This window comes from Mycobacterium sp. NGS15, from assembly GCF_059813245.1.
This window is the reverse complement of the sequence record NZ_JCALEF010000001.1, coordinates 627456-646813: the sequence shown is the minus strand read 5'-3', so window position 1 is coordinate 646813 and position 19358 is coordinate 627456. Positions and strand designations below refer to the sequence as shown.

Here is a 19358-nt window from a genome sequence, read left to right as displayed (position 1 = left end):
CACCTACCCCTTGATGGCGATGACAGCTCCTGGCCGCAGCCAGCCGATGAGTCGAACGAGGGCGGCATCGTCCAGCGTCACGCATCCGGCCGAGGGTCCACCGTCGGAGGCATGCACGAAGAACGCCGACCCTGCGCCGGGCGTGTGCGGCGTGTTGACGCCCATGACGATCGCGCGCGGGTAGCCGTCGAGCTCTTCACTGAGCGACGTGTCAAAGGCACACGCGGATTGAGCGCAACGCTGGTGCGTGTTGTAACCCGGGCTGGCGGGATCGCCGTCCCACCAATCGTCGGCGTCGACCTGCAGATAATTCAGGCCGTGCGCCACCGACGGTTCTGTGCCAAAGGCGTAGTCCAGGCTGAAGACGCCCGTGGGGGTCGCCGGACTGTCGTCGCTGGCGGTATCCGCAAACCCGGCCGCACCGACATCTGAGGGCAGGCCCTGTTCGACAGGCTCCCAGGTACTACCCGCCCGCTGCCAGGTACCGATGACGGCCTTGGTGCCGCCGGTTCCCTGGACCGATACCACTTGCGTTGCGGTACCGACAGATTCGGCAAACCACGGCGGCGGTGTCGCCTGCGCTGCGGCGGCGGGAGCCACCGCGACCGGCCGCAGCCCGGGACCGGTGCCGCAGGCTCCCGCCAGCAGCACAACGCTCAGCGGGAGCAGACGGATGGGGAACACTCATCCATGGTGCTGGCTCAACCTGCAAAACGCCTGTCAGTAACTAACCTTTAACGGCAATAACCGCACCCGGCCGCAGCCAGCCGATCAACTGCACGAGCATCCCGTCGTCCAGGGATACGCAGCCCGCGGTCGGGCCGCCGTCGGTGGTGTGAACGAAGAAGGCCGATCCGCCACCCGGGACCCTGTCCTTGTTCACACCCATGACGATGGCGTGCTTGTACTGCGGGATCGGGAGGTTCTCGCTCTGCGAGGTGTTGAACGGGCACTCAGCCTTGGCGCACTGCTGATGGGTGTTGTAGGTAGGGCTGTTGCTATCCCCGTCCCACCAGTCGTTCGGTCCGACCTGGACATACCGCAGCCCGCTCGGCGGCGGTGGTGCGGTCCCAAAGGCCCAGTCCAGCGAGTAGACCCCGTTGGGGGTGGCCGACGCCCCTTCACGCGCCTTGTCGATGAACCCCGCCGAGCCCACATGCGCGGGGATTCCCGTGGACACGGCCTTCCACTCGTTGCCGCTGCGCTGGAACACGTCGATCTTCGCTGTGGACCCCCCTGCGCCGTTGACCGCGACCACCTGCGTCGCGTTGCCGACGGACTGGGCGAACCAGGGCACGAAGGGTTCCGCGGCAGCAGATATTGAGGTAGCCAGGGCGAGTACGGCCGCACACAGCAGCGTCACAGGACGGAACACGAGACCATCTTCGCCGATGTTGTTCTCGAATCCTTCAAGGTTGAGACACGGTTGTGCCACGGACCGATCGGTATAGTTCGGCCATGGACGCCGAGCTCGAAGAGTGGAAAGCCGCCGGGCACTATTTCGACTACCTAGGTTTCGACATCTTCTACCGCATCGAGGGCAGCGGGCCTCCCCTGCTCCTCATTCACGGGTATCCCTTCAATTCATGGGATTGGGCGCTCATCTGGCCCACGCTGGTGCAGCGGTTCACCGTCATCGCGCCGGACATGATTGGCATGGGCTTCTCCGACAAACCCGTTCAGTACGGGTATTCGGTTCTCGATCACGCCGATATGCATGAGGCGCTGCTGTCATACCTGGGCATCGAGCGGGCGCACCTGCTCACCCATGATCTAGGCAACTCCGTGGGCCAGGAGTTGTTGGCGCGCTTGGAATTCGAGGAACAATCGCGCGGCCAGGTACCCATCGACTCGGTGACGTGGCTCAACGGCGGACTGTTCATCGAGGCCTACCGCCCCCGTATCGCCCAAACCTTGATGTCGCGAACACCTCTGGGCGACTTGGTGAGCCGATTCCAGGGCACGCCGATCTCCCGCCGAATCCTGGATGCCGCCGTCAGCGAGATGTTCGGCCCCGACACCAAGCCCTCGGCGCGGCTGCTGTCATTGTTCCAGCAGGTGTTGGAGTACAACGACGGCGCGCGCGTCACCCATCAGGTGGGCCGATTCATCAACGACCGGTATGACAACCGGAGCCGATGGGTACGGGCCATGCGCGAAACCGCCGTACCGATGCGGATGATCGACGGACCGATCGACCCGAACTCCGGATTGCACATGGCCGAGCGCTATCTCGAGGTCATTCACGACCCCGACGTGGTGCTACTCGACGACAACATTGGCCATTGGCCGCAGATCGAGGCGCCCGACGCGGTGCTCACGCACTTCCTCGCGCACATCGATCGAGTGACTACTTAGGCGGCGCCGGCGGGGCCATGTCCAGGAACGACGAGAAGGTTGCGTAGTTACAGTCGGCCTCTCCGGTGCCGGTAGTGCTCTGACACACCACCTTGTCGTTCAGGTAGATGCGCACCGTCACGGCCGCATCCGGGGTCGCGGTGGAACTCCAGTCGGCCTTGAGCTCCGCGTGGTTGGGGGTCTTCGCGCCACGGGACAGATCGCCGACAGTCGCGTCGACCTTCCAGGGCAGGGTCACGCCGTCGGCGGGCTGCATCTCGGTGCCGTCCCAGTACTGGACGTTGGCTGTGGTCGCGGTGGACGAGATGACCTCGTAGGTCACCGTCTTGTCATCCGCGTGCGCCGCCGCGGGGAAGCTAAGCGCGCAGGCTGAGGCCACGGCTAACGCGGCAAGTAGTTGACGGACAGTCATGGAACACCTCGAGATGTCAGTTAGGTTTACAGATCGTTAGGCACGCTACAGGGATTTTCTGGGCGTCTGCTGAGTAGACCCCGGTGCGGATCAGGCTCACCTTTGGTGGCCCGGGCAGCCCAACCAGATGATCGTCGACGGTGACGATGACGCGGGCCACACGGTCCATCTGCGCGTCACCAGGATGGACCCGGCCTCGTTCCCGCTTGTCGAGCGCGATTTCAATTGGGTGCAGGAAGCTCCCTACAACCGCTGATCTGATAGAACGGGTGGATGGCACTGACCGAGCTAGTGGAGCTACCGGGTGGGCCATTTTCCATGGGCTGCAACAATTTCTACCCCGAGGAACGGCCCGTACGCACCGCGAGGGTCGACGCCTTGGCCATCGAACGGCACCCTGTCACCAACGCTCAGTTCGCGGAGTTCGTCACCCATACCGGGTATGTGACCGTCGCCGAACGTCCCCCCGATCCGGCCCTCTACCCGGGTGCCTCACCCGACGATCTGGTGCCCGGGGCCATGGTGTTCCGGTCAACCAACGGCCCGGTGAACCTGCATGACTGGCAGCAATGGTGGGACTGGGTTCCCGGTGCCTGCTGGCGGCGGCCGGCCGGGCCGGACAGCGATATCGACAGCGCCGCAGATCATCCCGTCGTCCAGGTGGCGTACACCGATGCGAAGGCCTACGCCCGCTGGGCGGGCAGGCGGCTGCCTACCGAAACCGAGTGGGAGTACGCGGCGCGCGGTGGCGGCGATACGACCTACGCCTGGGGCGACGAGGTGTCCCCCGGCGGGCAACTGATGGCCAACACCTGGCAAGGCAGCTTCCCGTATCGCAATGACGGTGCGCTGGGCTGGCGCGGTACGTCTCCGGTCGGCACCTTCCCGTCTAATGAGTTCGGCCTTCTCGACATGATCGGCAATGTCTGGGAATGGACCTCGACGCGATTCGAACCCGGCGCAGAGGCCCCCACGTCGTGCTGCAGCCCTTCTGATAACCCCGACCCGTCGGTGATCCAGGCACTCAAGGGCGGCTCGCATTTGTGCGCGCCCGAGTACTGCCACCGCTATCGTCCCGCGGCGCGCTCGCCACAGTCACAGGACAGTGCGACGACCCATATCGGATTCCGCTGCGTGGAGAGCCGGGCGTAACACATACGCTGTAGTGGCACCCACACCGCAGGGCGCCACTAGCAGCAAGCGGGCCGATGGTTCCGATGTCAGACTGATCCTGTCTGACGGCAACGCACATCATCGTATTGACTTGTGGGAGGAACGGTATGAAACGTGATGTTGGAGCCCAACTCGACGTCGACATCTTGGCGCCATCAACATTGGAGTTCCAGATCGCTGTGTCGCCGCTACCCGGCGCCCATGTGACGGAAAGCTTGTCGCTGGAGCTGAACGGACAGCGTGTCGAGGCCCAGGAGGTCGCGGGCGAGCACGGCAACCGTATTCACCGGCTCGAGGTCGGGCAGGGAAATCTCAAAGTCTCTTATGCGGCAACCATTCTCGGACAAGCCGACGAAGTGCCCGTTGAGGCCGCGGACCTGTCGACGTACTTGCGCCCGAGCCGCTACGCCGAGGCCGACAAGTTCTACGGTTTCGCGGCAACCGAATTCGGTGATCACACCGAACCCTCGGTGCTGTTGGAAAAGGTCTCGTCCTGGGTCGGCTCCCGTTTGACGTATTCGCCGGGATCGAGTGACCCCATCGATGGCGCCGTCGACACCCTCTTGGCGGCGGCGGGGGTCTGCCGCGACTACGCACACCTGGTGGTGGCGCTGCTTCGGGCCGTCAAGGTGCCAGCCCGGCTTGTCGCGGTGTATGCACCGGGCTGTGACCCCATGGACTTTCACGCTGTTGCCGAGGCGGTCGTCGACAACCGTTGGCAGGTGGTGGACGCCACCTGTCTGGCGCCGCGGCAAACGATGGTTCGCATCACCACCGGTCGCGACGCCGCAGATACGGCGTTCCTCGACAACCACGGCGGCCAGATCGTATTGAACCAATCGTTCGTCACCGCCGTGGTCGACGGCGACCTACCCGAGGATCACGTCGATCAACTGGTCTCCTTGCGATGACATCCTAGGAGAGACCAGCTGAGCGAAAAGGCTAGGAGTTCCCGGTCGATACATCGATTTCCGGCAGCGAGCGTCAACGCCATCTCCGACTACGCACGGGGACCGTGCCTATCGATGTTCGCAACGCCTTCCATTTCTGGATCTTGGTGAGACACAATGAGGCACGTGATCAATAGCGCCGTGGTGACATCACTGCAAGCTTCCTAGGCCCTGATTTTTCGTGTCGAGAGGATTACCCATGGAATCGCACAACGGGGACGCCACCGAACCCGCCGAGGACGCCACGCGCGGGAAGGTCTCGCGGCGTTCGATTCTGGGCGGTATCGCTGCCGCCGGAGTCGGCGCCGCCGCCGCTACCGGCGTGATCAAGGGCTTCGAGGGCACTGATGACACGAAAGGTGCCGGTACGCCGGGAACCGGGCCAACCAACGAGGACTTCCACGGGAAGATCGCCCTCGACGTACGCGATTCCACACCCGACTGGACACCCTATGAGCTGAAGCACGCGCCGGAGGGGGCGCCCAACGTCCTGGTGGTGCTCTACGACGACACCGGACTGGCGGCCTGGTCACCGTTCGGCGGGCGGATCAATATGCCCGTCATGCAGCGCCTCGCCGACAATGGGCTGCGGTATTCGCAGTGGCACACCACCGCATTGTGCTCGCCGACACGGTCGTGTCTGCTGACCGGACGTAATCACCATGTGAACCGGTTCGCGTCCATCACGGAGGGCTCCGACGGCTTTCCCGGTGCAGCGGGCCGTCTCCCCGCCGAGTGCGCCACCATCGGGCAAGTGCTACAGGACAACGGGTACAGCACATTCTGGGTGGGCAAGAACCACAATGTGCCCCAAGAGGATGTCGCCGGCGGTGGCAGCCGGTCGGAGTGGCCGGTGCAGAAGGGCTTCGACCGCTTCTACGGATTCCTGGGCGGGGAGACCAACAACTGGTACCCCGACCTCGTCGAGGACAACCGGTTCATCGAGCCGCCATCCACTCCAGAGGACGGCTATCACCTGTCGAAAGACCTTGCTGACCAAGCACTTCGGATGCTGCGCGATCAGCGGGCCACCAACCCGTCCAAGCCCTGGTATCTGTGGTTCTGCCCGGGGGCCAATCACGCGCCGCACCACAGTCCGGCCGAGTACGCCGAGAAGTACAAGGGCAAGTTCGATGACGGCTACGAGGCCTACCGCGAATGGGTACTGGCCCGCATGGTGGAAAAGGGCGTTCTCCCGAAGGACACCAAACTCACCCCGCTAAACCCCATGCCCGCGGACATCGCCAACGAGGCGGATGCGGTGCGTCCCTGGAACACGCTGAATGCCGAAGAGAAGCGCCTATTCGCCAGGATGGCGGAGGTGTACGCCGGGTTCTCCGAGTACACCGACGCGCAGGTCGGGCGGATCGTCGACCACCTAGAGCAGACCGGCCAGCTGGACAACACCATCATCTTGTACGCCGCGGACAATGGCGCTTCGGGCGAGGGCTCCCCCAATGGCTCGGTCAACGAGAACAAGTTCTTCAACGGCTACCCCGACGAGCTCTCCGAGAACATGAAATACCTTGAGACGCTGGGTAGCCCAGACACCTACAACCACTATCCGACGGGCTGGGCGGTTGCTTTCTCCACACCGTTCCAGATGTTCAAACGCTACTCACAGTTCTCGGGCGGGACATGTGACCCGCTGGTGATTCACTGGCCTAAGGGCATCAAGGCCAAGGGGGAAGTGCGGCATCAGTACCACCACGTCACCGATATCGTGCCCACCATCCTCGACGTGGTGGGTCTCACGATGCCGGACACCTATCGCGGCGTCACGCAGTACCCGGTCACCGGGGTATCCATGCGATACAGCTTCGACAAGGCCGATGCACCCACCGCCAAAAAACGGCAGTACTACGCGATGCTCGGCACCCGCGGAATCTGGGAGGACGGCTGGAAAGCGGCCGCGCTGCATGCACCGATCAGCGGCAAGGGGCACTTCGACCAAGACAAATGGGAGCTGTACCACGTCGATGAGGATCGCTCCGAGTCAACGAATCTGGCCGACCAACATCCCGACAAGCTCAAGAAGCTCATCGACGTGTGGGCCGAGGAAGCCGACAAGAACTTCGTCCTGCCCCTTGATGACCGTTCCGCGACCGAGCTCCTCGAGATCCAGCGCCCTCAATTCGAACCGAGGCGAAACCGCTATGTGTATTTCCCCGATGCGGCGCCCGTCCCCGAGGGCGTGGCCGTCAGCATCCGCGGGCGGTCCTACAAGATCATCGCCGATGTCGAGACGGCAAGGGACGCACAGGGGGTGATCTTCGCGCACGGTTCACGCTTCGGCGGCCATGCACTGTTCATCAAGGACGGAAGGCTGCACTACGTATACAACTTCCTCGGGATCAAGCCAGAACAAGTATTCGTGTCGCCGCCCCTGACCCCGGGAAAACGCACCTTGGGTATGGAATTCGCCCGCAAGGACAAGGGCAAGTATGGCGAGTCTCTAGGCACCACAACGCTGTATGTTGACGGGAAAGCTGTGGCGAACGGGCCGATGCGGGCTCAAGTCGGCACGTTCACCCTTGCGGGCGACGGCCTCTGCGTCGGCTACGACAGTGGTGACAACGTGTCCCCGCTGTACCCGAGGCCAGGCAAGTTCACCGGCGGCACCATCAAGGGTGTTGCGGTGGACGTCAGCGAGGAGACCTTCATCGATTTGGAGCAAGAGGCACGCGCAGCGTTTGCGCGGGACTAGCCGCCCATCCAGGTCAGGGTCAGCTCGTCACGGGTGCCGAAGCGTTCAAGATGCCGCTTGACCACTTCGCCGAACTCCGCCGAGCTCGCCTCGACATGCAGTTCACCGTCCTGTGGGCGCAGCACGGTGATCGCATCGGGGGTCATCTCGATCTGTATCGCACCGCCGTCGAGCTCGGTCACCGTGCTCTTGGCTGCCCAATGCTGCGCGAGTTGTTTCGCATATCGCTCGGGACGTTCCGTGACGATGACGCCGTGAATAGTGGCCATCTCACGATTCTTCCAGGTTCTGCGTAATGCGCCCGTCTCGCGGACTCCTGTACAGCGCGGTCACGTTTCGGACTGTCCCAGGGTGACGTGGACCGTGCGCGAGCTTCCCGACGGGTCGTCATAGGTGAGCGCCATGGTGTCCCCCGGAGCCTTGGAGCGGACGGCGGCCACCAGAGCCTCGGGGCCGTCGATGACCTGGTCGTCGACCTTGGTGATCACCGAACCCTTGGGCAGACCGGCGGTTGCCGCCGCGCTGCCGCGCACAACACCAGCCACGAGCGCGCCACGTGTGTCCTGGTCGGAGCCGAGTTGGACGCCCAGCGAGGCTTGCCGGACGGTCCCGGTGGCCACCAGTTCATCCGCGATGCGCTTGGCCTGATCCACCGGGATGGCGAAGCCCAGGCCAATCGAGCCAGCCTGACCGCCGCCCTGCGAGTCCTCGCCGCCGGATAGCGACGCGATCGCCGAGTTCACGCCGATGAGCGCGCCGTTCATATCCACGAGCGCGCCTCCGGAGTTGCCGGGGTTGATTGCCGCATCCGTTTGGATGGCACTCATCACCGAATGCTGGCCACTCTGCTCATCGCCGGTGGCGACAGGGCGACGCAGCGCGCTGATGATGCCGGTCGTCACCGTCCCCTGCAGGCCCAGAGGCGAACCAATGGCGACAACGTTCTGCCCCACCTTCAGGTCTTTCGACGAGCCAATCGTGATCGGGGTGAGGTCGGAAACGCCCTGGGCGCGGACCACCGCGATGTCATCGGCGGGATCGGCGCCGACCACGGTGAACGGCACCGTACGGCCGTCGGCCAGGGTCACCGTTGCCTTGACACCGTCCCCGGTGCGTGCCGAAGGCCGCGTGGTGCGCCCGTCTGAGCCGTCAAGTTCCGAGCCGTCAAGTTCCGAGCCGTCACGCCCGTCCCGATAGCCACCGGGCAGCTGGCCGCCGGGGAGGACGCCGGGCGGAAGGTTGGAGAGCGGACCGCGGGGCGCGGGAGCCGAGGGTGCCAGATCGCCGCTACCGGACATGGCTGCGGCCACGACGTGGTTGTTGGTCAGAATCAACCCGTCGGCGCTCAGGACCACACCGGACCCCTCTTCGCCCTGTTGTCCACTTCGGATCTTCAGTTGCACCACACTGGGCAGCACCTTGGCCGACACCTCTTCAACGGAGTTGCCCGCGGGCGTGCTGCCGGGCTTTCCCAGTATTGAACCCGTTGGCAGTGAGGGCTTTCCGCCGGGCGCGGGGCCAGAGACCTGCGCGACGGGGGCCGGGCGCGCGGAATGGTTGACCACCACGGCCGCCGTGGCCGCGCTGGCGCCAATGGCCACCACGACGGCACCGGCCGTCAGCCCTAGAGTGCGAAGACGCTTCCCGTGCACAGGGTTCGGAGCCTGCGGGGCACGGTCCTGGTACATCTCGTCATAGGGGTAGCGTGTCCGGGCAGTGGTGGATGCGCCATGCACCTGCCGATAGCCGTGCTGGCCCACAGGGAATTCGTTTCCGTACGGCGGATGCCCAGGCTGGTAGTTCATGGATAGTTCCTTCTTCCTCAAGATGCAGTCAGGGCACTGGCCGCCTCTGGTACGCCCTGTCAGAGTGCCTGCATCCACTGAGGCCAGGCTGAGAATTTCCTCTCTGCAGCCCAAGACTTTTCAGGGGGTAGTGGCGAGTGCGGTCCGGATCCACCACAGGATTGCGCGCAATCAGCGGAATATCTGCGGCGAACCGGGCCCGGCGGAGGCCGAATTAGATTGTGATGCAGATGGCTTGGACCGAGCACCTGCTGCTACTTGCTCGCGAGAAGCGGTCACCGGCCTGGCGGCTGTACCGAACTGTCTTCGGGAGCTGGAGGGTTCGGGCCTTGCCCCACGACGCGCTCCTGCAGGCGGTACAGGGTGTACTTGAAGCTACCGACAAAGTAGCCCCAGTCTGCCTGCTTGGGTCCGTGGTAATCGCTGGAGCCCTTGTTACCTGCATCGTCGAGGTTACCCAGTGCGAGCTTGGCGATGTTGACGTCATGTGCCTGCGCACTACCGGCGTTCGCCTTGATGAGCATTGGTATCAGCCGGTTAAGTGCGACCAGGCTGGTGTCGGGGCTCACCGCGATGTCATTGAAGCCGCGGGCGATTGCGTTGAGGTCGGCGATGGTGCTGCGGCCGTCGGAGCCCTGGATCGATGGGAGCTTCGCAAGTTGGTCACTGATCTGCCCGCTTGTGGCGGCCAGGTCGCCGATCTGGTTGGCATCGATCGCCCGCACACCCGGGGCTAATGCCTCGAGCAGATCACCGATTGTCTTCTGTCGTGACGAGATCGAGGCGGCCAGTTGGGATGTCTTGTCCAAGGAGTTTTGAATCTGTACCGAACGCCCATTGAGGGTGTCCAGTAGCTGATTCGATTGCCCCACAATGTTTCCCAGGGTTTGACCATTGTCTGCCGAAGCCTTGCCGAGCCCGTTGACCAGGTGGGTCAGGTTACGTACCACGCCGCCGTTGACCAATACCGCTGCCGAACTCAGCACACCTTCCACGGTGGCAGCCGACGACGTGGTTTGTAGGTCGAGAGCGTCGCCGTCCTTGAGGAGTTCTGTGGCCGGACGATTGGGTGGTTCGAGAGCTACGAATACATCGCCCAACGGGGTTGCACTGCGCAGCTGGGCGGTTGAGCCAACGGGCAGTCGCACGCCCCTGAGTATCCGAAGCTTGACGACGGCCACATAGTCGATTGCGTCGATGGATTCGACCTCGCCGATATCTGCACCGTTGAGGCGCACCTTCGCCCTGTTTGGCAGGTTCAGGGCATTGGCGAACTTTGCGGTCAACCCATACGCGTCGGAACCGATGCCTGGTGCCGGCAGGTTAAGGCTCTCCAGCGTCGGCGGATCGCAGGCCGACACCGCCATGGCCAACAGGGCCGCAGCGGCGGCCTGAATGACTGTGCGGACGCGAAAAGATGCCTCTGGCGCTATTGAGCGAAGCGGTGCACATCGGCGAGAATTTACCTGGGAATGAGCGTCCCATGTCATCGCGCAACGGTATCAAGAGAGTTTGCACGAATCGCATCGTGAAGCTAGTGAGACCAGTGATCTCCACTACATAACGCTATATAAGTTGAGCGATCTCACAGTGCCGTCTGGGTCGAACGGGTTCACGTGCTCGCCTGCCGCGCATTTGCTGTGGCGCCACGGCGCCCACCGAGGTCAGTTGCTACAACCGGCCGTCAGGGGGCGAATGCGGTCCCGCATCCACTACAGGAAGCGGTGCCGTCGCCGGTTCCGGCGACTGAACGTCGCGGCCACGCCGAACGATCTCGAAGGTGTTAATCGGCCACCAGAACCAGCGCCCGAGTGCCGCGGCGATCGCGGGCGTCATGAAAGCCCGCACGATCAGCGTATCGACAATCAGGCCGATACCGATGGTCATGCCGAGCTGACCGACCACGCGTAAGTCACTGACGATCATCGACATCATGGTGAACGCGAACACCAGGCCGGCGGCGGTCACGACGCGGCCGGTGGCCCCCATACCGCGGATCATGCCGGTGTTGAGCCCGGCGTGGATTTCCTCCTTGAGGCGTGACACCACCAGCAGGTTGTAGTCCGAACCCACGGCCAGCAGGATCACCATCGACAATGGGATCACGATCCACTGCACACCCAGCCCAAGGATGTCCTGCCACAACAGCACTGACAGACCACAGGCCGTACCCAGGGATGCGGCAACGGTGCCGACGATCACCAAGGCGGCCACCACACTGCGTGTGATCAGCACCATGATCACGAAGATCAGGATCATCGAGGCGAGGATCGCGATCGCCAGGTCGACGGTCACGCCGTCCTGCATGTCGGCATACATCGATGCGGTGCCGGCCAGTGAAACCTTCGCATTAGAAAGCGGGGTGCCCTTGACCGCGTCGGCGACAACACCTTTGATGTCACGGACGTGTTCAATGCCTTCGACCGATGCCGGGTCGCCCTGGTGAGTGATGATGAATCGGACCGCCTTGCCGTCCGGCGATACAAACATCTTGAGCCCACGTTTGAAGTCCGGGTTGGTAAACACGTCCGGCGGTAGATAGAAGAAGTCGTCGTTCTTGGCTTGGTCAAAGTAGAGGCCAATTTCCGTGGAGCCCTTGGCCAATTCTTGTTGTTGGGCCTGAGTGCCGGCCTGAGTGCTATGCATGGCGATCATGAAATCGCGCATCCTGCCCATCGAATCAATGGTCGTTCTCAAAACCGGCAGCATCTGGGGCATCAGCTGATCCATGTGATCCATATCGGCGACAAGGCCGCGCATTTGGTCGGCGAGCACGTCAACACTGTCCAAAACATCAAAGATCGACCGCAGCGACTGGCAGATCGGGATATCAAAGCAATGCTTCTCCCAATAGAGGTAGTTGCGCAGCGGCCGGAAGAAATCGTCGAAATTCGCCAGGTTGTCACGCATCTGCTGGATGGTTGCCTCCATCTCGTGAGTCCGGCCCACCATGCTGTGCATGGTGCCCGTGAGCTCCTGCATGATGCTGTACATCCGCTCCATGCTGGCGAGGGTCTTGCTCAGCTCGTCGGCCTGCTCAAGCATCTGGGCAGAGCTGTCGTTGTTGAACTTTGCGGTCTGCAGCGTGCCCGCATTCTGAGCACCGAGCAGGAACGGGATCGAGCTGTGTTCAATCGGCGCACCGAGCGGACGCGTAATCGTCTGCACTCGTTCGATACCGCGCATATGGACGATGCCCTTGGCCACCCTGTCGATGACGAGCATGTCTGCCGGGGTCCGTAGGTCGTGGTCGGCCTCCAGCATCAACAGTTCCGGGTTCATGCGGGCCTGAGAGAAGTGGCGATCGGCGACATCCATCGCGCGGTTGGCCGGCATATCGGCAGGCGTGAACTTCTGATCGTTGTACTGCGGCACATAGGTCATCAGGCTGACGAAGCCGATGATCGCAATCATGCTGGTCACCAAGATAATGGGAATGGGCCAGCGCACCACCGAGGTACCCACCTTGCGCCACCCCGTGGTGGAGAGCTTGCCCCTGGGTTCGAGAAGCCCGAACTTCGAGGCCACCGTCAGGACGGCGGGCGCCAGCGTCAGCGCCGCGACAACGATCACCAGAACCGAGATCGCGCACGGCAAGGCCATGCTCTGGAAGTACGGGAGCGTGGTCATGCTCAGGCACATGCACGCACCGACAATGGTCAGACCGGATCCGAGAATGACGTGCGAGACACCATGGTAGGCAATGTAATACGCGTCTTCACGACTGCGACCCTTTGACCTTTCCTCGTGATAGCGGCCGAATAGGAAGATCACGTAGTCGGTACCGGCAGCCAACGCCAGCATCGTCACCATGCTCACCGCATAGGGGGTCAGACCGATAATGTTCAGGTAGCCGGCAGTAGCCGTAACGCCTTGTGCAGCAAATAATTCCAGTCCAATGATGACCATGGATATAAGCATCGTGACGATGGAGCGGTAGATAAACAGGATCATCACGATGATCACGCCCACCGACACCAATTCCATGGTCGCCATGCTTTGATGACCGGCAACCTGGGTGTCGGCGTTCAGCACGGAGGTGCCTGCGATATGCGCCTTGATGCCCTGCGGCGCGGGCACGGAACTGACAATCTCGCGCACCGCGGCGACAGACTCGTAACTGGCACTGGTGCCCTGTGATCCGTTGAGGAAGATCTGCACATAGGCGGCTTTACCGTCCACGCTCTGCGAGCCCGCCGCGGTCAACGGATCACTCCAGAAGTCCTGGACGTTCTGCACGTGCTCGTGATCGGCCTTGAGCTTGGTGACGATGTCGTCGTAGTACTTGTGCGCGGCATCGCCGAGTTTGTCGTCGCCTTCCAGGACGACCATCGCCGAAGAGTCCGAGTCGTACTGCTGAAACACCTTGCCGATGTTCAGCATCCCTTGGTACGACTCCGAGTTTTGCGGGCTCAGCGGCACGGACCTGGTGGCCGCCACCTCGTTGAGCGACGGCGTGACCGTGCCCAGGATGACCGCCAGCCCGACCCAGAACAAGATGATCGGCAGCGAAAAGATCCGGATCAGGTGGCCGACAAACGGCCGGTGCGGCTTCGCGTGCACGTTGCTCATACGGATTTCACCAAGCAGTAGATGAACGGTTTGACTCGGTCTGTGCTGGATCGGTCGTCACGCACACCCCCGTCGACCGTCACGCGGCACCCAAGACCGCTGACGTTGCGATCGCCTTGCGCGACGATGTTGGCCGACATCGATGGCATTGTTGTCACGATCGTGAAAGACCAAGGCAGTGAAGCATTCTCAACGAGATGGGGTTGCCCGTTCTCATCGAGGTAATTGAGGTTCGCAGTGCCGCCCGACCCGACGACCTCATAGGTGATGTGCTTCGGGTTGAAGTTGGCGGTGATGCCCGATCCCTCGCCCGGCTTGGGCGGAGGCGGATTTATGGAGCTACGGATCTGTGCGATCGCGTATCCACCGATCCCGACGACGACCACCAGCAGTAGCGGAATCCAGAACCGCTTCAACAGTCGATACACCCGAGCATCCCCTTCTGCACCTGCCGATGAGGCCACTACCGGACAACCGGCGACACAATATTGCGTACCGCCGGTCTATTACGGCGGGAACCGTACCACGTTAATAGACCGACGGTTCACTATGAGGCGCCCGGCGGCGCACTAACATCGGGCCATGACCTTCCGGCGCGCGCGCAGTGAGGAGCAGCGCGAGATCCGCCGGCAAGCCATCCTGGAAACCGCATCGTCCATGCTCAGCGACATGCCGGTCAGCCAGATAACCCTCAATGAGCTGAGCCGACGTACCGGTCTAGCAAAGTCGGCGATGGTCCGCTACTTCGAGTCTCGCGAGGCCGTATTGCTGGAGCTGCTCGATGCCGCGCTGCGCTGCTGGGCGACCGAAATTGTGGCGGAGCTCTCTCGCGACACGTACTCCGGTACTGCGCAGGAACGGGCCGACCACGTGGCTACCCTGCTCAGCAGGTCGCTGCGGCAGCACGCGGTGTTGTGCGACTTGATAACAGCCCAACCGGGTGTGCTCGAGCACAATGTCTCGGATGGAACGCTGCTGTGCTTCCGGCGATCTGCCCATGCCAGCATCGCCTCGCTCACCGAAGCCATCCGGAGCTACATTCCCGAGCTCGGTGACGACGCCCAGAGTGTGTGCCTGTCCATCCTGGTGACGAGCGCTGCGCTGTGGATGTACGCGCGGCCATCAGCCAGCGCGATCGCCGCCATTGAGGCCGATCCCGCGCTGGCCGATATCCATTTGAACTTCGACGCCGACTTGGAAACCATGCTGGCCCGGCTCATCGTCGGCGCCCTGGTCAAGCGCAGTTCCTGATCGGCCGTCCGCGTCTCACGCCCGCCAAACCGGTGATGGCACGGACTCGGAGACGTTCTCACATGTAAGCTCACACGCCGAGAGGTTCAACCAGATCTGCTGGACGGACCTGCCTCCGCCGATGTAGTTCAATGGCAGAACATCAGCTTCCCAAGCTGAATACGCGGGTTCGATTCCCGTCATCGGCTCCACCGCTTCTCCGCCCCCGTGCGCACGGCTGGCTTAGTCGCCCGCGGGTTTCTTCGCAGGCTTCTCCGGAACACTCGGCTTCTTAACGCCGACGTCTCCGAACGCCTTCTTTATGGCCCCACCCAGTCCGCGCATCACGTTCGGCTGCTTCACCTTCGGGGACATCCCGGGATCGGGTTTCGACGTCAGCTCCGGCGGCTTCCCGAACATCGTCTGCTGCGTCGGCCTGAGATTGGGCAGCGCTGTAAGCGTTTTGGTCTGTGGGGTCGCCTTGATGGCTTCCATTGCCGTGCCCGTTGTCGTGACGGCTGGCTTCTCCGCCGGCTTGGCTGCCACTCGCGGCGTGATCGGGATGGGCTTGGTCAGCGCATCGCGAATCGGCGCGACCGACTCCGAGACCGTCGTGGCCACCGCCTGCCCGGTCGCCTGCACCGCCTTTCCGACATCTCCGGTGCTTCCCAACGTCGTCAGAAATGCATGGGGCACCCGCGTCAGGATGAGCGTGAGCTGTTCTGTCGAATGAAACGCCGCCGCCCAGAACACCTCGGTGCCGCGCACCGCGGCCGCCTCCAACGGCGTATGCACGACGGGCACAGGCTCGGGGCCCGGCGCGTTGTTCAACGCATCGAAGAGATCGGAGCGCGCCTGCCCAAGAACCCCGGGGAGCTGGCCAGGCTGGGTGAACGCCGCCTCGCCGATCCGCACGAGCCCCACCGCAATCACCTCGGTACCGAACTGTGTACGCGGCACCACCTGGTCCAGGTCGGTGCGGATGAGCCCGGTCCACACATCGTTGGCAGCCCCACTCACCGTCGCACCGGCAAGTCCGAGCGCCTGCACCACAGGCTGTCCGGACTGCAGCTGAGCCACGAACGTGCCCGGCGCCAGCAGTATCGACGTCGGCACCTGGACGGCACCTTGCACGACGAAGGGACAGATCAGCGAGCAGTTCTGCGCCTGGTTGGCGAAGAACTGGGTGATCAGTGCGCCGGGCGCAGGCTGCACCGACGCCGCGGTGAGATCGACATCGAACCGTGCGGGCCCCGGCGAAGCAATCACTCCTACGGACGTTGCGAGTACCGCTGACGCACATGCCACCGCGAGAACTCTCACGCAGTAACCACGAACCAACCCACCGTCGGGTTCGATCGCGGCGAAACCGGTTAGGCCCCGGCTTCCTCCGGCACATCGTGGCGTACCACCCGCACCTTGCCGCGCGGCAGGCTGGCCACGTACCCGTGGTACTTGCCGTAGATCTCCCACGCCGTGTCGAAGTCGTGATGCGGCACATCGATCACGTGGTCGTCGGAGAATTCCATGTGCAGATCGCCCTTGTCGTTCCACCTGGCCTCGATGCAGGTAGCACCCGAGATGCTGAAGAGCGGACGCTCCTCATCCAGGATCGCCTTCGGATCGACGCAGACGATTTCCCGTGGCCACCTCCCCGCCGGGGGAAGCGTGAGCCACATCGACACGGCGATAACCACCTCGTTGTAGTCACCCAGGCTGATGACCAATCCGTCACGGAACATGATCCGCTGGACCGGTAAGCCCTCAATCCATGCTTCGGACATACCTTCACTCTGAACCCACTCAAGAGGCCTGCACAAGGGGTTGACGCCACAAGTTTTATTGTCAAAACTGGATGAAACGTAAACGTTATTTGTGCTGCCCGCAGACCGTGGGCAGCCATCGGTTTTGCTGGGTTTTCACACCATTTCCGGGCTTCGCGCCGACAAAGGCATCGCCGTCTTGACGACAGAATTTCGCTTGGGTCCCATAGCATTCGTTATGAGCTAGCAGCGTGGCTAGCACGCGGGCGAAAGGTATACCCATGACAGCGGAGCTATCGGAACCTGTAGAACAGCCGCGGATCACCCCACGACCGGCCCCCACAGCAAGCCCCCGGCTGCCTCGTCGCGGTGACCTGACCCTGCGGGAACGCGCGATGGTCGAGACGTCCGCACTCACGGATATCGCCCTACGCACCGTCGGCGCCCTGTCCGTCATGGGCGTGGTGGCCCCTAGCCTGGTCATCGACCGCGAGTTCGTGGCTCGTGAGCGCGACAACCTCGCCTTCTACGGCGAGCTCGCCGCGATGGGTGATGCGGATCTTTCCTTCCCGGCGCCGGAGACCACACCCGTGGTGTTCTCCCGCCCTGCGGGCCCGGTCGCTCAGGCCTTGGCCAAGGGCACGGTGGAGAATCTGGATTTCGAAAGCCCTTATGAGACAAGCAATCCCGCCTTCCGCGACTATTGGAAGCGCTTCCCGCACAACAGCGTCGCACGCGCCCAGCACTGGCGCCATGACGATGGTCCACGCCCCACCCTGTGCGTGATCCACGGGTTCTTCGGATCGCCCTACCTGCTCAACGGCGTGTTCTTTGCCCTGCCCTGGTTCTTCCACAACGGCTACGACATCTTGTTGTACACCTTGCCCTTTCATGGGCGACGCGCCGAGAAATACTCACCGTTCAGCGGAGCCGGGTACTTCAGCCACGGGTTCACCGGTTTCTCCGAATCGATGTGTCAGGCCGTACACGACTTCCGAATTTTCGTGAACTATCTGCGTGGCACCGGAGTGCAGAGGATCGGGCTGACAGGTTTGTCGCTCGGCGGATACACCACCGGATTGATCTCGACCGTGGAGCGCCGCATCGATGTCACGATTCCCAATGTGCCCGTGGTCGACGTGAAATCACTTCTACACAGCTGGTTTCCGGCGGAATCCACGATCAAGCTCGCCGCCAGGCTCGGCCACCTCGATCAGGATCAGCTGAACGGGGCTCTCTCCTACTCATCGCCGCTGACCTATCAGCCGGTGGTCCCCAAGGAGCAGCGTCTCATCATCACCGGACTCGGCGACCGCCTAGCGCCCCCACAGCAGTCCGAAATGCTCTGGGAACACTGGGATCGCTGTGCACTGCACTGGTTTCCCGGAAATCACATCCTGCACGTGAGCCAGGGCGACTACCTACGGCGCATGACCGGATTCCTCGACCGGCATCTCACTGCCTAACCCTTGACAGCCGATACCAGGCTGATCGAGTTGAACATGTACCACGCGGGTTGGCTCGGCTCCGGCAACGTACGTCCCGAGACATTCAAGTAGTCCAGCAGCTCGGTGCGCTCCGAATCCCAATTGTGGCAATGGAACCACGTGGTGGCTTCACTGCGCTGCTCGTTGTAGATCAGAGAAAAGAAGTCAGAATTCGCCTGGTCTCCGCTTGCATTGGCGCCCGCCACCAGCATGCCGAAGACCACGTCGGCGTAAGTCGCCATCTGCTCAATACCCACGAAACTGCCCGGAGCGGCCAGCTGATCGATGGACTCGAACAGTCGTTCCTGTGCGTCGGCCGGCAGATAGATCAACAGTCCTTCAACAATCCATGCCGACGGCTCCGATGGATTGAAACCCTTGTCTTGCAGTGCTTTACCCCAGTCCTCGCGGAGGTCTACGGAGATCTCCTGGCGAGACGCCTTGGCTTCGGCGCCGTGCTCGGCGAGTACTTCACGCTTGAATTGATGCACCAGAGGCTGATCCAACTCGAAGACTGTCGTCCCGGGAGCCCAGTCGAGTCGATAGGCCCGGGAGTCCAGGCCCGATGCCAGGATCACCACCTGCTTGACCCCGGCGTCGATAGCCCTACCGAAGTAGTTGTCGAAGTAGCGGGTGCGAGCACCTTGAAAGCTCACGAAGTATTGTCCGAATTCGTCCGAACGCAAAGGATGTTCGGGCCCGCCACCGGCGACCAGGTCGGCCCACTCCCCGCCTGCGGCGCGGCAGAACACCTCCGCGTACTGATCCACGGCCAGCGGTGCGGGTTTGGTGGCCTCAAGTGCCCGACTAGCCGCCACGAACAGGGCGGTGGAGCCGACGCTTGTATTGATATCCCAGTTGTCGCGATCGGTACGCATGGTCGCGACAATACTCCGCGACT

Annotated in this window: 17 protein-coding genes, 1 tRNA gene and 1 pseudogene; 8 read left to right on the top strand and 11 right to left on the bottom strand. The window is 62.8% G+C overall.

What is annotated here, in order from left to right; genetic code table 11:
• Positions 1-3: 3 nt before the first annotated feature.
• Both AC5Y5C_RS03060 and AC5Y5C_RS03055 read right to left on the bottom strand, forming a co-directional pair.
• Entirely contained in the window at positions 4-684 is a 681-nt protein-coding gene (locus AC5Y5C_RS03060; RefSeq protein WP_499968871.1) for a L,D-transpeptidase family protein, read from the bottom strand.
• 43 nt (positions 685-727) lie between these two features.
• Positions 728-1375, bottom strand: coding sequence for a L,D-transpeptidase family protein (locus tag AC5Y5C_RS03055; RefSeq protein WP_499969333.1), 648 nt, complete (start codon positions 1373-1375; stop codon positions 728-730).
• Between the two features lie 83 nt (positions 1376-1458).
• Between AC5Y5C_RS03055 and AC5Y5C_RS03050 the strand changes: the two genes are divergently transcribed.
• The gene (locus AC5Y5C_RS03050) at positions 1459-2358 is read left to right on the top strand and encodes an alpha/beta fold hydrolase (RefSeq protein ID WP_499968870.1); all 900 of its coding nucleotides are present in this window, start codon (positions 1459-1461) and stop codon (positions 2356-2358) included.
• Here AC5Y5C_RS03050 and AC5Y5C_RS03045 read toward each other — a convergent pair.
• Positions 2351-2770 (bottom strand): MmpS family transport accessory protein, encoded by a 420-nt coding sequence (locus AC5Y5C_RS03045; protein ID WP_499968869.1) that lies wholly within the window; start codon positions 2768-2770, stop codon positions 2351-2353. The genes AC5Y5C_RS03050 and AC5Y5C_RS03045 overlap by 8 nt on opposite strands.
• 77 nt (positions 2771-2847) lie before the next feature.
• Between AC5Y5C_RS03045 and AC5Y5C_RS03040 the strand changes: the two are divergent.
• The 4 genes and pseudogenes from AC5Y5C_RS03040 to AC5Y5C_RS03025 all read left to right on the top strand — a co-directional run.
• Positions 2848-3026 (top strand): annotated as a pseudogene (locus tag AC5Y5C_RS03040) (DoxX family protein); the annotation flags it as partial.
• Positions 3027-3043: 17 nt separating this feature from the next.
• Positions 3044-3922: a formylglycine-generating enzyme family protein gene (locus AC5Y5C_RS03035; RefSeq protein WP_499968867.1), complete on the top strand. Its 879-nt coding sequence runs from the start codon at positions 3044-3046 to the stop codon at positions 3920-3922.
• A gap of 128 nt (positions 3923-4050) precedes the next feature.
• The gene (locus tag AC5Y5C_RS03030; protein WP_499968865.1) at positions 4051-4854 is read left to right on the top strand and encodes a transglutaminase-like domain-containing protein; all 804 of its coding nucleotides are present in this window, start codon (positions 4051-4053) and stop codon (positions 4852-4854) included.
• A 448-nt stretch (positions 4855-5302) separates the two neighbouring features.
• Positions 5303-7600, top strand: a complete 2298-nt coding sequence (locus AC5Y5C_RS03025) for an arylsulfatase (RefSeq protein ID WP_499969332.1) — start codon at positions 5303-5305, stop codon at positions 7598-7600.
• Here the strand turns inward: AC5Y5C_RS03025 and AC5Y5C_RS03020 are convergent.
• The 5 genes from AC5Y5C_RS03020 to AC5Y5C_RS03000 form a co-directional block, all read right to left on the bottom strand.
• Complete coding sequence (locus AC5Y5C_RS03020; protein WP_499968863.1) at positions 7597-7869, bottom strand: DUF2218 domain-containing protein; 273 nt, start codon at positions 7867-7869, stop codon at positions 7597-7599. The genes AC5Y5C_RS03025 and AC5Y5C_RS03020 overlap by 4 nt on opposite strands.
• 60 nt (positions 7870-7929) lie before the next feature.
• Entirely contained in the window at positions 7930-9222 is a 1293-nt protein-coding gene (locus AC5Y5C_RS03015; protein WP_499969330.1) for a S1C family serine protease, read from the bottom strand.
• A gap of 458 nt (positions 9223-9680) precedes the next feature.
• Positions 9681-10772 carry an MlaD family protein gene (locus AC5Y5C_RS03010; protein ID WP_499969328.1) on the bottom strand — a complete coding sequence of 364 codons (1092 nt, stop codon included), beginning with the start codon at positions 10770-10772 and terminating at the stop codon, positions 9681-9683.
• 304 nt (positions 10773-11076) lie between these two features.
• A complete protein-coding gene (locus tag AC5Y5C_RS03005; protein WP_499968861.1) occupies positions 11077-13977 on the bottom strand; it encodes an MMPL/RND family transporter in 2901 nt (966 codons plus the stop codon).
• On the bottom strand, positions 13974-14405 hold the full coding sequence (locus AC5Y5C_RS03000; RefSeq protein WP_499968859.1) for an MmpS family transport accessory protein: 432 nt from the start codon (positions 14403-14405) through the stop codon (positions 13974-13976). Before AC5Y5C_RS03000 ends, AC5Y5C_RS03005 begins: the two co-directional genes overlap by 4 nt.
• 154 nt (positions 14406-14559) lie before the next feature.
• Between AC5Y5C_RS03000 and AC5Y5C_RS02995 the strand changes: the two genes are divergently transcribed.
• Positions 14560-15228: a TetR/AcrR family transcriptional regulator gene (locus tag AC5Y5C_RS02995; RefSeq protein ID WP_078326017.1), complete on the top strand. Its 669-nt coding sequence runs from the start codon at positions 14560-14562 to the stop codon at positions 15226-15228.
• A 117-nt stretch (positions 15229-15345) separates the two neighbouring features.
• A tRNA-Gly gene (locus tag AC5Y5C_RS02990) sits at positions 15346-15419 on the top strand.
• A 31-nt stretch (positions 15420-15450) separates the two neighbouring features.
• Here AC5Y5C_RS02990 and AC5Y5C_RS02985 read toward each other — a convergent pair.
• The gene (locus tag AC5Y5C_RS02985; RefSeq protein WP_499968857.1) at positions 15451-16476 is read right to left on the bottom strand and encodes a hypothetical protein; all 1026 of its coding nucleotides are present in this window, start codon (positions 16474-16476) and stop codon (positions 15451-15453) included.
• Positions 16477-16580: 104 nt separating this feature from the next.
• Positions 16581-16991, bottom strand: coding sequence for a DUF6188 family protein (locus AC5Y5C_RS02980; protein ID WP_499968855.1), 411 nt, complete (start codon positions 16989-16991; stop codon positions 16581-16583).
• Positions 16992-17251: 260 nt separating this feature from the next.
• On the opposite strand from AC5Y5C_RS02980, the gene AC5Y5C_RS02975 reads away from it, so the two are divergent.
• On the top strand, positions 17252-18436 hold the full coding sequence (locus tag AC5Y5C_RS02975) for an alpha/beta hydrolase family protein (protein ID WP_499968853.1): 1185 nt from the start codon (positions 17252-17254) through the stop codon (positions 18434-18436).
• Here the strand turns inward: AC5Y5C_RS02975 and AC5Y5C_RS02970 are convergent.
• Positions 18433-19335: a class I SAM-dependent methyltransferase gene (locus AC5Y5C_RS02970; protein ID WP_499968851.1), complete on the bottom strand. Its 903-nt coding sequence runs from the start codon at positions 19333-19335 to the stop codon at positions 18433-18435. The two genes, AC5Y5C_RS02975 and AC5Y5C_RS02970, sit on opposite strands and share 4 nt — an antisense overlap.
• Positions 19336-19358: the final 23 nt, after the last annotated feature.

Coding starts and splice junctions, on each gene's coding strand:
- AC5Y5C_RS02970 (WP_499968851.1), bottom strand. CDS start 19,335: ATGCGTACCGATCGCGACAACTGGGATATCAATACAAGCGTCGGCTCC.
- AC5Y5C_RS03010 (WP_499969328.1), bottom strand. CDS start 10,772: ATGGCGGTGTCGGCCTGCGATCCGCCGACGCTGGAGAGCCTTAACCTG.
- AC5Y5C_RS02995 (WP_078326017.1), top strand. CDS start 14,560: ATGACCTTCCGGCGCGCGCGCAGTGAGGAGCAGCGCGAGATCCGCCGG.
- AC5Y5C_RS03020 (WP_499968863.1), bottom strand. CDS start 7,869: ATGGCCACTATTCACGGCGTCATCGTCACGGAACGTCCCGAGCGATAT.
- AC5Y5C_RS03005 (WP_499968861.1), bottom strand. CDS start 13,977: ATGAGCAACGTGCACGCGAAGCCGCACCGGCCGTTTGTCGGCCACCTG.
- AC5Y5C_RS03035 (WP_499968867.1), top strand. CDS start 3,044: ATGGCACTGACCGAGCTAGTGGAGCTACCGGGTGGGCCATTTTCCATG.
- AC5Y5C_RS02980 (WP_499968855.1), bottom strand. CDS start 16,991: ATGTCCGAAGCATGGATTGAGGGCTTACCGGTCCAGCGGATCATGTTC.
- AC5Y5C_RS03030 (WP_499968865.1), top strand. CDS start 4,051: ATGAAACGTGATGTTGGAGCCCAACTCGACGTCGACATCTTGGCGCCA.
- AC5Y5C_RS03050 (WP_499968870.1), top strand. CDS start 1,459: ATGGACGCCGAGCTCGAAGAGTGGAAAGCCGCCGGGCACTATTTCGAC.
- AC5Y5C_RS02975 (WP_499968853.1), top strand. CDS start 17,252: ATGACAGCGGAGCTATCGGAACCTGTAGAACAGCCGCGGATCACCCCA.
- AC5Y5C_RS03045 (WP_499968869.1), bottom strand. CDS start 2,770: ATGACTGTCCGTCAACTACTTGCCGCGTTAGCCGTGGCCTCAGCCTGC.